Source organism: Pantoea sp. Mb-10 (assembly GCF_021272205.1).
Lineage (GTDB): Bacteria > Pseudomonadota > Gammaproteobacteria > Enterobacterales > Enterobacteriaceae > Pantoea.
In genome coordinates this window covers 366,097-379,425 of record NZ_JAJSDX010000002.1, presented here as the reverse complement: position 1 = coordinate 379,425, position 13,329 = coordinate 366,097, and the positions used below count along the sequence as shown (strand labels likewise).

Below are 13,329 nucleotides of genomic sequence, written 5' to 3'. Positions count from 1 at the left end.
TTCTGCAGAGAAAAGCTATTTTTTACGCGCGTATTTCAGCGAATCCAGCGCCACGGCAAAGATAATAATGCCGCCCTTGATGATGTACTGCCAGTAAGGGTTAACGCCGATATAGGTTAAACCATAGTTGATCACGGTGAAGATGATCACCCCGGTCACGACACCCGCCACGGTGCCCACGCCGCCGGCAAACGACACGCCGCCGACCACACACGCCGCAATCGCATCCAGCTCGTACATAAAGCCCAGGTTGTTGGTGGCACTGCCGATACGGCCCGCTTCCAACATCCCGCCGAACGCATAGAACACGCCAGAAAGGGCATACACCAGAATCAGGTTCAACGGCACGTTGACGCCAGAGACTTTAGCCGCTTCCGGGTTACCGCCGATGGCAAAGATATTTTTACCAAAACGCGTTTTGTTCCACAGGATCCAGACAAACACAATGGCGATGATGGCGTAGAAAGTGATGAACGAGAGTTTAAAATCACCAAAGCGCAGGAAGCCTTGGGTGAATTTAGAGAAGCCTGCGTCAAATCCGGCAATCGGCGACGCGCCCACGAAGTCGTAATAGAGCGAGTTGATACCGTAAACGATGATCATGGTGCCCAACGTCGTGATAAACGGCGTCACTTTGAGGTAAGCAATGATCACACCGTTAACCAGACCGATAACGCCACCGATGATGCACACCGTCAGAATCACCAGCGGAATCGGCACGGTATCCAGATGCGGGAACACTTTGTTGGCGTTGTCCATGGATTGCAGCAGCGTGGCGGCAACCACCGCGGCCAAGCCCACCTGACGTCCGGCGGAGAGGTCGGTCCCTTGCGTAACAATCAATCCGGCAACGCCCAGCGCAATAATAATACGCACCGACGATTGCGTCAGAATGTTACTCAGGTTCATTAAACTTAAAAATGTGGGATCCTGGAAAATAATAATTGCCAGCAGTACGAACAGGACAACATAGATGCCGCCCTCTTTTAACCAGGTCAGCGCATTCTTTTTAGTAGTCGCTTTCATGTTAAAGCCCTTGCTTCATTAAAGGTGTAATGACGCTAAACGCAGGATTTCATTCTGCGAGGTCGTTTTGGTATCAACAATGCCCGCTACCTGGCCATTACTCATCACTAAAATACGATCGGTAATTCCCAGCAGTTCTGGCATTTCGGAAGAAATAATAATGATGCCTTTTTCTTTCTTTGCCAGTTCAGCAATCAATTGGTAAATTTCAAATTTCGCGCCCACATCAATACCGCGCGTTGGCTCATCCAGCATCAGAATTTCTGGCTGCGTTAATAACCAACGTCCGATAATGACTTTCTGCTGATTTCCACCTGACAGCGATCCAATTTGCGTGTGATGTCCCGGCGTTTTAACGCGCATCGAATCGATCACCCATTGGGTATCGCTTTTCATGCGTTTATTATCAAGCAGCCCCATGCTGGATTTATACTTTTTGATGTTGGAAATAAGCGAGTTAAATCCAATATCCAGGTAAGCATAAATACCGGTGGAGCGGCGCTCTTCGGTGACCAGCGCGAAACCGTGATTGATGGCCTCATTGGCGCTGTGGTTGTTAATCGCTTTGCCGTGCAGCTTAATTGTGCCCCCCGACTTTTCGCGAATGCCAAACAGCGTTTCCACGATATCGGTACGCTTGGCGCCCACCAGTCCGGCAATGCCCAGAATCTCACCTTTGTGCAGGTCAAAGGAAACATCGCGAATAGACGGCTGACGCAGCGAGGTTAAATTACGCACCTCAAGAATCACTTCGCCCGGCACGTTGTGTTTATCCGGGAAGCGCTGGTTCAGCGAGCGGCCTACCATCATGGCAATGATCTTGTCCATATCCAGCCCTTCCAGCGACTGGGTGGCGATCCACTGTCCATCACGCAAAATGGTGATTTCATCGCACAGCTGGAAAATCTCTTCCATCTTGTGCGAAATATAGACAATGCCGCAGCCGCGATCTTTCAGCTTGCGGATAATGGTAAACAGATGGTTAACCTCTTTTTCCGTCAGCGAGGAGGTCGGCTCATCCATGATCACGATTTTCGCGTCATATGAGAACGCTTTGGCAATTTCAATCATCTGCATTTGCGACACAGAAAGATTGGCTACTTTATCGCGTGGATCGATATCAATATCTAATTCATCAAAGATCGCTTTGGTGTCGCGATACATTTTTTCCTGATCGACAAACACGCCTTTTTGTGGATAACGGCCCAGCCACATGTTATCCATTACGCTGCGCTGCAGAACCAGGTTTAATTCCTGATGCACCATTGATACGCCATTTTCCAGCGCCTCTTTGGAGCTCTTATAATCAATTTCCTCACCCTGAAACAGGATGCTCCCCGTATCCTTTTTATAAATACCAAACAGGCATTTTAATAATGTCGATTTACCGGCGCCGTTTTCGCCCATTAAGGCATGGACCGAGTGCGGCCGCACTTTTAAATTCACATTATCTAAGGCTTTCACCCCTGGAAATGATTTCGAGACATTCGTCATCTCCAGCAGATATTCACGCTGTGTGGTCGGATTCTCACTGGCCATAATTTACCTGGCTAAAAAAAGCGTTGTTCAGAGGCAACATGGCGCGGCGTTAAAACGCCGCGCCCGTGACGAATTACTTCACAAACTGAGACAGATTTTCTTTATCAACCGGTACGTAAGGCACGCGCACCACTTTATCTACCAGCTTGAAGTTGGTGCCCGCCGTTGGCTCTTTGCCCTGCGCGAGGTTGTTCGCCATATCAATGGTGGCTTTTGCCTGGTTTTCCGCGTCATTCAGCACGGTACCCGCCATCGCACCTGATTTCACCAGCGCCAGCGCTTCTGGCAGCGCATCCACGCCAAACACCGGAATGGAGGTTTTGTTGTGGGCTTTCAGTGCTTCAACCGCACCCATTGCCATGGCGTCGTTATTCGCGATGACCACTTCAATTTTGTTGGCGTTCGGGCCTGAGAGCCACGCATCCATTTTGTCTTTAGCCTGCGCGGTATCCCACATTGCGGTATCCATCGCCAGCTGCTGCGTTTTGATGCCATCTTTGTTCAGCGTATCAATAACGTATTTGGTGCGGGCTTCCGCATCCGGGTGGCCTGGCTCACCTTTCAGGAGCACGAACTGAATCTGACCGTCTTTGTTCAGATCCCACGCTGGCGTGGCTTTCCAGTGCTTTTCAATCAGCTCGCCCTGCTTGATGCCTGACTCTTTAGAGTCAGTTCCCACGTAGTAAGCTTTGTCATAGCTGGCCAGCACTTTGGCGTTAGGTTCTTTGTTGAAGAACACCACCGGCACATCGTTAGCGCGAGCTTTGTCGATCACCACTGCCGCAGCAGCGGGATCAACCAGGTTAATGGCCAGCGCTTTCACGCCCTTCGCCATCAGCACGTCAATCTGATCGTTTTGTTTGGACTGATCGTTCTGCGAGTCGTTCATCAGCAGCTGAATGCCGCCGAGGCTTTTCGCTTCTTTCTCGATGTCCTTACGTACCATCGACATGAAGTTGTCATCGTATTTATAGATGGTCACGCCAATGCGGGTATCGGCGGCGTGCGCGGCTGCACCAAACATCATGCTGGCAACCAGTGCTGTGAGCGTGAAAACCTTCTTATTCATGGTATCTCCGGTTTTTTTATGTAGGGCATATCATCATTGCGCCTGCTGCCTGCGGGCCGCCTGCGCCGTCGGTTACAATCGGTGTGGTGCGGACGCGTCACGCAAAACCGGGCCACGCGTACGTGCCTGACTTCCCAATGCGAAAACGCTTCCTGATGCATGTTGTGTGCTTTTTCAATCGGCTGCTGAAACATGCCTGTACGCAGGATGCGGTGTTACATGCTGTTTCAGTCCGGTGAGACGCTGCCATCATAGTGAGGGGGCTGTTAATTAACTGTGAATACAATCACAGATTGGAAACGGTTACACGGCGGTATCACCTGAATTAGTGACCGACTCCACAATTTGCCGCTGAGCCACCGAGTGGCGACGCACCAGCGTGGGCAGGAAGCAGTGAATGCCCTGTGGATCAAGCTGTCCTGTAGCGCCTCTAAGCGCCAGCTCAGTGGCAAGTTTTGCCATGGATACAATGGGATAGCGTACAGTCGTCAGTTGCGGATCGGTGTAACGGGAAATCGGGATATCATCAAAGCCGATGACGGAAAAATGCTGCGGCACCTGAATGCCGTTATCTTTTAGCGCGGTCAATGCCCCGGCAGCCATGCCGTCGCAGTAGGAAAACACAGCGGTCAGATGCAAATTTCTGCCCAGCAGCTCGACCATTGCGGCCTCACCGCCCTGCATGTCCGGTTCGCCGTGGGCAATCCACGACTCTTGTGGCGTAATGCCTTGTTCTGACAGGGCTTGCAGCCAGCCTTCCCGCCGCTGACTGACATCTTCAATGGGATGGCTGGAGCTGAGATAACCGATGCGCTGGTGCCCCTGTTGTAACAGCATGCGCGTGGCGACCAGCGCACCGGTGGTGTTGTCGAGGCACACGCAGCGGTGGGCATAACCGGGAATAGTGCGATTAATCAACACCATACCCGGCACCTGGTCCATAAAACTCGCCAACTCAGCGTCTGAAAGCGTTTTCGCGTGCACCACCAGCGCGTTACAGCGCTGACGAATCAACACCTCAATGGCGTGTCGCTCTTTCTCTTCCTGATGCCACGAATTGCTGATGAGCACGTGTTTGTGCATACGCTGCGCCACGGTATCCACCGCTTTTACCAGCGCGCCAAAAAACGGGTCGGACACGTCCATCACCACGACGCCAATGGTGTCGCTGACCTGCGTGGCCAGCGCCTGCGCGTTGGCGTTCGGGCGATATCCCAATGATTCTACCGCCTGGAGTACCGCATCGCGGGTGTCGGGCGTGACGGCACTGCTGTTATTGAGCACACGCGAGACGGTGGCTACGGATACACCGGCCTGACGGGCGACATCTCGAATCGTTATCATGCAGTGATTCCACAGAGGCTATAAATGCGCAGGGTGCGCGTAACGGCGCTATTCTGGCAGGCCGAGGCAGGACACTACGTGAATCACGTCACACCAATGAAAGCGGTTACATGCAATTCTGTAACCTTTGTGATGCAGGTCATTATCTGATAGCAGAGGATGCAGCAGATTTTCCCGCGGCCAAACGCGTCAGCCGACGCCACAGCCACTCCATCGGCCCCTGCCGAAAGACGCGTAACCACAGTACGGAAAAGAGAATATTGACCAGCCAGACAGCAGGCACCAGCGCCAGCAGCGTCAGGCGGTCAAATGCCATAAACAAGTCAAAGCGGTAAAATAGCGTGGTGCAAATCAGCGTCTGGAGCAGATAGTTACTTAACGCCATGCGTCCCACGCACTGAATGGCGCGACTGATGCGCGTCGCGCAGATATGCGGCCATAGCGCGAAGCAAAGTGCGGCATAGCCCAGGCTGATGAACGGGCTGGCGAGGTCGCGTGGCAGCTGCAGGTAAAACCCGCTGTAGCGATAATCCCATCCCAGCCACCACTGCCCCACAATGCCCGGTAACGCGATCAGCCAACCTACCGTCAGCAGCAGCGCTGCTGCGCGCCGATAGTGCTGCACGCTAAACTCCCCTTTCAGCCAGCCGCTGCGCAGCAGCGCGCCGCCGATTAACATCAATCCAGCCAGCTGCCAGCCATACTGCGCGGCAAGCGCCATTAGCCCTGACGAGAGCTGTCCGAGTCGGTTTTGCATCGCTTCCAGACCGCCCTGCACTTTCCAAAAATGCTCATATTCCAGCGTCGCGGCGCCCGGTAGCCAGTTTTGCGGCGCGGTCGGGCTTGAGACGACGCCAAACGCCAGCAGCGCGCCACAACCCAAGAGATACAGCAGCGCCCCGGTTTGCAACAGCGCCTGATTGGAGGGAGCGTCGCGCAGCATGCGCCAGACGATCAGCCCAATTAAGCCATAATCCAGCAGAATATCGCCGTCCCAGAAAAACACCGCGTGTATGAAACCCAGCAGCACCAGCAGCGTCAGGCGAGCGGTGATCCAGCGCGTGCCGCGCGCTGACTGCAGCGACAGTCCAGCACCAAACAGCAGCGCGAACAGCGTTAAAAATTTGAGCTGTGCCAGGGCATCCATGATGGCCCATGTCCAGGCATCGGAAAGCGAGGCGCTGCCCTGCCATGCCGGATTGAGGTAGGCCGCCGACGGTAAGCCAAACGCCACGATGTTCAGCAGTAAAATGCCGAGAATGGCGCAGCCACGAATGAAATCCAGCGCAAGATAGCGTTGCATGCAAACCTTAGGCGTAAAAAAGGCGGCTGTTGAGCCGCCTTGGGATCAGCTGTGACGCACCGCGCGCAGGAACTCCTGACGCGTGTTCTGGCTGGATTTAAATAGGCCGCCAAGCGACGTCGTGGTGGTGGCGCTGGTGGCGTCTTTCACCCCGCGCGCTTTAACGCAGTAATGCACGGCGTCAATGGACACCGCGACGTTGTTGGTGCCAAGCAGCGTTTGCAGCGCCACCAGCACCTGCTGGGTCAAGCGCTCTTGCACCTGCGGACGCTGGGCAAAAAACTGCACAATGCGGTTGATTTTAGAGAGGCCGATGACCTTATCTTTTGGGATGTAGGCCACGGTGGCCTTGCCGTCGATAATCACAAAGTGGTGCTCACAGGTGCTGGTCAGCGTGATGTCGCGCACCGTCACCATCTCATCCACTTTCATCTTGTTTTCGATGACGGTGATTTTTGGGAAGTTGGCGTAGTCCAGGCCGGAAAAGATCTCATCCACATACATTTTGGCAATGCGATGCGGCGTTTCCATCAGGCTATCGTCGTTCAGATCCAAATTCAGGAGCTGCATGATTTGGGTCATGTGATCGGCGATTTCGCGCTTGCGGGTTTCGTCATCCATTTCGCGCACCGGGGCGCGCAGCGGCGTTTCCAGGCCACGCGCCAGTAACGCTTCATGAACCAAGGCGGCTTCCTGACTTAAGGTGCTCATCGTACTCTCTCTCCGGCTGGTGATGCACCCGCGGCGAACAGCCTGCGGGGGAAATTCTGAGCGCGTATTGTGAAACACAATACGCGCGTAATCCAGCAATCAATCTGATTGGACAGGCACGGGATTTAGCGCGTCGTGCGGCGCAGCACCAGCGCACCCGCGATCAGTAACCCCATACCGGCCACCCAGAGCGCCGGATCGAGTCGCTGCCACAGTGAGGTCGCGATCCACGACAGCAGCGGCCCACCCAGCTGGCCCAGCGCGTAGCCGGTGGTGAGCAATCCCGCCAGGTAGCGCGCATGCTGCGGCGCCAGTTCGCGGCCATATTGCAGCGCCATCTGCACGACGCATAAAAAGCCGCCTCCCACCAGCAGCGCCCCTATCAGCAGCCCCGGCAGGCCGTGAACCACTATCGCCGCAATGACGCCCAGCGCCTGCGCCCACAGCACCATCGCCAGCCGGAGATGCGTGCTGCCCCAGCGGCGCGTCAGAATCCCCAGCACAATGCCGACAACCGACGCCCCGCCGAACACCGGCCAGACAAACTGCGCAAACGCGCTGTCGGGAAAGCGTGCCGCCGCCATTTGCGACAAAAATGTGGCGGGCAATATATAGCCAAAACCCGCCAGGCTGTAGCTCAGCACCAGACGTTTGAGATCGCCATTGAGCACCAGCGGCGCGGGCGCTTCGCTGGGACGATGCAGCTGCCCGGTGCGCGGCAGGAAGCGCGCAATCACCGCAATCAGCAGCAGCGCCATCACGCCGTAGGTTGCCCAGGCAAACGCGGCGCTCACACCGCTGGCGTGGAGCACCACGGCGACAATGCCGCTGAGGAAAATACCGGTGCCGGGGCCCGCAAACACCGCCGCGGAAAGCCCGGGCCGCCCGTGGTGGAGCAGCTGCTCATTGCTCCACGCCGCCACCAGCACCAGCGCCCAGCCGCTGGCGCAGCCAATCAGAAAGCGAATCAGCCCGTGCAGCCACGGTCCGCTCACGCAGGCCGAGAGCAGCGTCAGCGCCACCGCGCCCCACACGCCCGCCTGCAGTCGCCACTCAACGCGACGTCGCGCGCGCATCGCATCGAACGATCCACAGAGATAACCGAGATAGTTGAACGCTGCGACCAAACTGGCGCTGCTTAGCGTCAGCTGGTGGTCGTGAATCATCAGCGGTACCTGCGGCGTAAACGCAAACCGACCAATCCCCATTGCAACCACTAAACTTAGAAACGCGCTCAGCGCGACGCGAAATGCCATCCTGACCTCAAAGACCTGTGATTTACCCTTGTCACCAGCATGCTGGATGTTTAGACTCACGAAAAGTGAATATTATTAACCAAGTTGCTCACGAGGAGAGAATATGGATCTGGTACAGCTGCGTATGTTCTGCTCTGTGGCCGAAACCGGCTCCCTGGCGCGCGCGGCTGAAGTGCTTCATCGTGTGCCCTCTAATCTCACCACGCGCCTGCGTCAGCTGGAAGAAGAAATTGGCGTCGATCTGTTTATACGTGAGAAACAGCGGCTACGCCTTTCGCCTATGGGACACAATTTTCTCAACTATGCTCAGCGCATCCTGGCACTTAGCGACGAAGCGCTGAACATGGCGCGCGCGGGTGAGCCGGGGGGCAATTTTGCGTTTGGCTCCATGGAGAGCACCGCCGCCACGCGCCTGCCTGCTCTGCTGGCCGCTTACCACCACCGTTATCCCAGCGTGGCACTGTCACTGGTAACCGGCACCTCCGGCGATATCATCGATAAAGTGCGCGCCGGTACGCTGGCCGCGGCGCTGGTGGACGGCCCGGCGAGCCACGACGATCTCAATGGCTGTATCGCATTTCACGAAGAGATGGTGTTGATCACCAGCCTCGACCATGCGCCGATACACAGCGCGCGTGACGTGCAGGCGGACACGCTGTTTGCCTTTGGCAGCAGCTGCTCATATCGCACTAAACTGGAATCGTGGTATCGCGAAAGCCATACCTCGCCGCACAGCGTGATGGAAATTCAGTCGTATCACGCCATGGTGGCATGCGTGGCCGGCGGCGCGGGCGTGGCCATGATGCCCGCCTCGGTGCTGGCGCAAATGCCTGCGCAAGCGCGTGTGCAGCAGCATACGCTGCCACCCGCTTACCGTGACACCGCCACCTGGCTGATGTGGCGCCGCGACGCGTTCACACCGAACGTGGAAGCCCTGAAATATTTGATTATCGATATGTTTGACGACCGACCGCTCAATGATGAGCTGCTGCATCCGCTGCAGTCAGCCGACTGAGCGTTTTACGCTGTAATTCACCACGACATCAAAGGAAGAGTGTATGAACATGATTAAAACCCGCGCAGCCGTTGCCTGGGCAGCGGGCGAACCGCTGAAAATTGAAGAAGTGGATCTCATGCCGCCGCAAAAAGGCGAAGTGCTGGTGCGCATTGTCGCCACCGGCGTTTGCCATACCGATGCGTATACGCTCTCCGGTAAAGATCCCGAAGGCGTGTTTCCCGCCATCCTCGGTCACGAAGGCGGCGGCGTGGTGGAAGCCGTCGGTGAAGGCGTCACCAGCGTCGCGGTGGGCGATCATGTGATCCCGCTTTACACCCCTGAATGCGGCAAATGTAAGTTCTGTCTTTCTGGCAAAACTAACCTCTGCCAGGCCATTCGCGCCACCCAAGGCAAAGGCCTGATGCCAGATGGCACCACGCGCTTCTTTAAAGACGGTAAGCCGATTTTCCACTATATGGGTACCTCCACCTTCTCCGAATACACCGTGGTGCCGGAAATCTCGCTGGCGAAAATCAGCAAAGACGCGCCGCTGGAAGAAGTGTGCCTGCTGGGCTGTGGCGTCACCACCGGCATGGGCGCAGTAATGAACACCGCCAAGGTAAAAGAAGGGGATACGGTCGCTATCTTCGGCCTGGGCGGCATTGGCCTCTCAGCGATCATCGGTGCAAAAATGGCGAAAGCCGGCCGCATCATCGCCATCGACATCAACACCAGCAAATTTGACCTGGCGCGCAAGCTGGGTGCAACCGACCTGGTCAACCCGAAAGATCATGAAAAGCCGATTCAGGACGTGATTGTTGAGATGACCGATGGCGGCGTAGACTTCTCCTTTGAATGCATCGGTAACGTCAACGTCATGCGCTCGGCGCTGGAGTGCTGCCATAAGGGTTGGGGCGAATCGGTGATTATCGGCGTTGCGGGCGCGGGCGAAGAAATTTCTACGCGTCCTTTCCAGCTGGTCACCGGGCGCGTTTGGCGCGGCTCCGCCTTTGGCGGCGTCAAAGGCCGCACGCAGCTGCCAGGCATCGTGCAGGATTACCTCGACGGGAAATTCGCGCTGAATGATTTCATCACGCACACCATGCCGCTGGAAGAGATCAACGATGCCTTTGACCTGATGCACGAAGGCAAGTCGATCCGTTCGGTGGTGCACTTCACCAAATAAGCAGGGGGCGTGATGACAGGCAATTTGGAGCTGTTGGAAGAGCACCGTATTTTTGGCGGCTGGCAGCAGCGCTGGCGCCATGCGTCAGACGTGCTGAACTGCCCGATGACGTTTAGCATTTTTCTGCCGCCGCCCAAGCAGGACACGCCGCCACCGGTGGTGTGGTTCCTGGCGGGACTGACCTGTAACGACGAAAACTTCACCACTAAAGCGGGCGCGCAGCGCGTGGCCGCGGAGTTGGGTCTGGTATTGATCATGCCGGATACCAGTCCACGTGGTGATGCCGTCGCGGATGACAGCGGTTATGATCTGGGCCAAGGCGCGGGCTTCTACCTGAACGCCACGCAGCCGCCGTGGGCGACCCATTACCGGATGTTCGATTATCTCAGTGAAGAGCTGCCCGCGCTGGTGGCCGATAATTTCAAGCTGAGCGATCGCCAGTCGATCATGGGCCACTCAATGGGTGGCCACGGTGCGCTGGTCTTGGCGCTGCGACTGGCCGGGCGCTTCGCCTCCGCCTCGGCGTTCGCGCCGATTGTTAATCCAATGGACGTGCCCTGGGGTCAAAAAGCCTTTACGGCCTACCTGGGCGAGGATCGCAGCACGTGGCGCGAATGGGACAGCTGCTGGCTGATGCAAAACGTGGAGCAGCGTCTCCCGCTGCTGATTGACCAGGGCGATGGCGATCAGTTCCTCGCCGATCAGCTGCGCCCCGAGCAGTTAGAGGCGGTGGCGCAGGCGCAGGGGTTCCCCTTTGCGCTGCGCATTCAGCCGGGCTATGACCATAGCTATTTCTTCATCGCCAGTTTTGTGGAGGATCACCTGCGCTTCCATGCGAAGCATCTGTTGATCTAACGGCATAACGCGGGCGCGCGCATGGCGCGCCCTGCTTTTTAGACCAGCGACTCCGCGACCAGTCCGTCAATCATCACTTGCGGCATCCCTTTCGAACAGTGCTCGATACGGCCACGCACCCCGTACACGTGCGCCAGGGTGTCTGCCGTGATCACCTCGGCTGGCGCGCCCTGCGCTTGCAGCGCGCCGTCTTTCAGCATCAGCGCATGATCGGCGTGGCGCAGCGCGATATTGATGTCGTGCACCACCACCACCGTCACCATATTGCGCAGGCGCGTTTCACGACGCACCAGATCCATGACGTGGAACTGGTAATTCAGATCCAGCGCGCTGAGCGGCTCATCCAGCAGCAGCAGCTCCGGTCGACGGATCAGCGACTGCGCCAGTCCTACCAGCTGTTTTTGACCGCCTGAGAGCTGGTCAAGGTAGCGCATGGCCAGGTGTGCGATGCCGAGTTGTTCCAGCAAATGCATGATTTCCGCTTCGCTGGACGCGCTATGTAAGCCGCCAGACGCACGCTGCGCCACGATAATGGATTCCAGCACGTGCAAATGCACACCCGCTGGCAGGCTTTGCGGCAGATAAACCACCCGCTGCGCCCGTTTGCTAAACGGCTGGCACATCAGCTCTTCGCCGTTCAGCCACAGTTCGCCCCGCCCTTTACCCAAACCGGCCAGCGCACGCAGCAGCGTGGATTTGCCACAGCCGTTGGGGCCGAGCAGCACGGTAATGCGGCCACGCGGCAGCGGCGTAACGCTAAGATCCTCGATGACGTTGCGTTTTGGATAACCGGCGTGGAAATGACGCAGTTGTAACCCTTGTTCCATCAGACGGTCCCCCGGTGGCGCAGAATGATGCTCAGGAAGAACGGCACCCCGACCAGCGAGGTCACAATACCCACCGGAATAATGACGCCCGGAATGAGGTTTTTCGACGCCACCGAGGCGAGCGACAGCACCAGCGCCCCCACCAGCGCGCTCGCTGGCAGATAATAGCGGTGATCTTCGCCGAACATCATGCGGGCAATGTGCGGTGCCACCAGCCCAATAAAACCGATGGGGCCGACAAACGCGACCGCTAACGCGGAGAGAATACTGATGCGCAGCAGCGTCGCCAGACGCAGGCGGCGCACATCAATGCCAAAGCTTACGGCGCGATCTTCCCCAAGACGCAGCGCCGTGAGTTTCCAGCTGCTGAGCAGGGAAAAAGGAACCAGTATCGCAAACGCGGCGCTGAGCACCCCCAGCTTTTCCCACGAGGCGCGCGCGAGGCTGCCCATGGTCCAGAACACCAAGCCCTGCAAGGTGTCTTCGCTGGCAATAAACTGCATCATTGAGACCAGCGCGTTGAAGGTGAAGACCAGCGCAATCCCAAACAGCACCACGCCGGAGGTCGAAACTTTGGTCCAGCGCGTCACCGCGTCCAGCATCAGGGCAGCGAATAGCGCGAACACGAAGGCATTGGCTGAAATAAACCATTGATCGGGAATACCGGGAATGCCAATGCCGAGAATGATGGCCAGCGCGGCGCCGAACGCTGCCGCCGACGAGACGCCCAGGGTGAAGGGGCTGGCCAAGGGGTTATTCAGGATGGTTTGCATTTCCGCGCCGGCCAGGCCGAGCGAGCAGCCTACGACGACCGCCATCAGCGCGTAAGGCAGGCGGATATCCCAGACGATGACGCGCGTTCCGGCGTCCATAGTGTCAGGCTGCGTCAGGGTTTGCCACAGGGTGTCAAGCGACAGGCCGGCTGGGCCCAGCGTGAAATCAAGAACAACGGAGGCCAGTATCATCAGGACCAATACGCCTATCATCAGCAGGCGCTGACGCAGAATCTGACGATAATGCGTCATGGTTTCAGCTTCGCGGCGATTATCCGCCATGAGCGCGGAGTCCGTGGTGTGCATTTTTCATCCTGTTTCTTGTCGAAATCGTAACGGCTGCCACAATAGTCCAGGTGATAATAATTATCAATTATAACAGTGTTACAAATCCCAAAAAAACGGGAGAGCCAGCAGATCCTGCGGCGATAAACAACGCGGCC

General features: G+C 56.8%; 12 protein-coding genes. 3 read left to right on the top strand and 9 right to left on the bottom strand.

Annotated features, from left to right (window positions below; translation table 11 throughout):
- Nucleotides 1-15: 15 nt before the first annotated feature.
- The 7 genes from mglC to LU196_RS05030 all read right to left on the bottom strand — a co-directional run bounded on the left by mglC (nucleotide 16) and on the right by LU196_RS05030 (nucleotide 8,248).
- Nucleotides 16-1,026, bottom strand: a complete 1,011-nt coding sequence (gene mglC, locus LU196_RS05060; RefSeq protein WP_232759567.1) for a galactose/methyl galactoside ABC transporter permease MglC — start codon at nucleotides 1,024-1,026, stop codon at nucleotides 16-18.
- 18 nt (nucleotides 1,027-1,044) lie between these two features.
- A complete protein-coding gene (mglA, locus tag LU196_RS05055; RefSeq protein WP_232759566.1) occupies nucleotides 1,045-2,565 on the bottom strand; it encodes a galactose/methyl galactoside ABC transporter ATP-binding protein MglA in 1,521 nt (506 codons plus the stop codon).
- 73 nt (nucleotides 2,566-2,638) lie between these two features.
- Nucleotides 2,639-3,634: a galactose/glucose ABC transporter substrate-binding protein MglB gene (gene mglB / locus LU196_RS05050; protein ID WP_232759565.1), complete on the bottom strand. Its 996-nt coding sequence runs from the start codon at nucleotides 3,632-3,634 to the stop codon at nucleotides 2,639-2,641.
- A 303-nt stretch (nucleotides 3,635-3,937) separates the two neighbouring features.
- A complete protein-coding gene (gene galS / locus LU196_RS05045) occupies nucleotides 3,938-4,978 on the bottom strand; it encodes an HTH-type transcriptional regulator GalS (protein WP_232759564.1) in 1,041 nt (346 codons plus the stop codon).
- Between the two features lie 142 nt (nucleotides 4,979-5,120).
- Nucleotides 5,121-6,281 (bottom strand): DUF418 domain-containing protein YeiB, encoded by a 1,161-nt coding sequence (gene yeiB / locus LU196_RS05040; protein ID WP_232759563.1) that lies wholly within the window; start codon nucleotides 6,279-6,281, stop codon nucleotides 5,121-5,123.
- A 45-nt stretch (nucleotides 6,282-6,326) separates the two neighbouring features.
- The gene (gene folE, locus LU196_RS05035) at nucleotides 6,327-6,992 is read right to left on the bottom strand and encodes a GTP cyclohydrolase I FolE (RefSeq protein WP_232759562.1); all 666 of its coding nucleotides are present in this window, start codon (nucleotides 6,990-6,992) and stop codon (nucleotides 6,327-6,329) included.
- 125 nt (nucleotides 6,993-7,117) lie between these two features.
- A complete protein-coding gene (locus LU196_RS05030; protein ID WP_232759561.1) occupies nucleotides 7,118-8,248 on the bottom strand; it encodes a YbfB/YjiJ family MFS transporter in 1,131 nt (376 codons plus the stop codon).
- A 103-nt stretch (nucleotides 8,249-8,351) separates the two neighbouring features.
- On the opposite strand from LU196_RS05030, the gene ptrR reads away from it, so the two are divergent.
- The 3 genes from ptrR to fghA are packed head-to-tail and all read left to right on the top strand — an operon-like array spanning nucleotide 8,352 to nucleotide 11,286.
- Nucleotides 8,352-9,263 carry a putrescine utilization regulator PtrR gene (ptrR, locus tag LU196_RS05025; RefSeq protein WP_232759560.1) on the top strand — a complete coding sequence of 304 codons (912 nt, stop codon included), beginning with the start codon at nucleotides 8,352-8,354 and terminating at the stop codon, nucleotides 9,261-9,263.
- A 43-nt stretch (nucleotides 9,264-9,306) separates the two neighbouring features.
- Nucleotides 9,307-10,431 (top strand): S-(hydroxymethyl)glutathione dehydrogenase/class III alcohol dehydrogenase, encoded by a 1,125-nt coding sequence (locus tag LU196_RS05020; RefSeq protein ID WP_232759559.1) that lies wholly within the window; start codon nucleotides 9,307-9,309, stop codon nucleotides 10,429-10,431.
- Nucleotides 10,432-10,443: 12 nt separating this feature from the next.
- Nucleotides 10,444-11,286 (top strand): S-formylglutathione hydrolase, encoded by an 843-nt coding sequence (fghA, locus tag LU196_RS05015; protein ID WP_232759558.1) that lies wholly within the window; start codon nucleotides 10,444-10,446, stop codon nucleotides 11,284-11,286.
- A 38-nt stretch (nucleotides 11,287-11,324) separates the two neighbouring features.
- Here fghA and LU196_RS05010 read toward each other — a convergent pair whose 3' ends face one another.
- Both LU196_RS05010 and LU196_RS05005 read right to left on the bottom strand, forming a co-directional pair.
- Nucleotides 11,325-12,113 carry an ABC transporter ATP-binding protein gene (locus LU196_RS05010; RefSeq protein WP_232759557.1) on the bottom strand — a complete coding sequence of 263 codons (789 nt, stop codon included), beginning with the start codon at nucleotides 12,111-12,113 and terminating at the stop codon, nucleotides 11,325-11,327.
- Entirely contained in the window at nucleotides 12,113-13,168 is a 1,056-nt protein-coding gene (locus LU196_RS05005; protein WP_232759760.1) for an iron ABC transporter permease, read from the bottom strand. The genes LU196_RS05010 and LU196_RS05005 overlap by 1 nt, the downstream gene beginning before the upstream one ends.
- Between the last annotated feature and the right edge of the window lie 161 nt (nucleotides 13,169-13,329).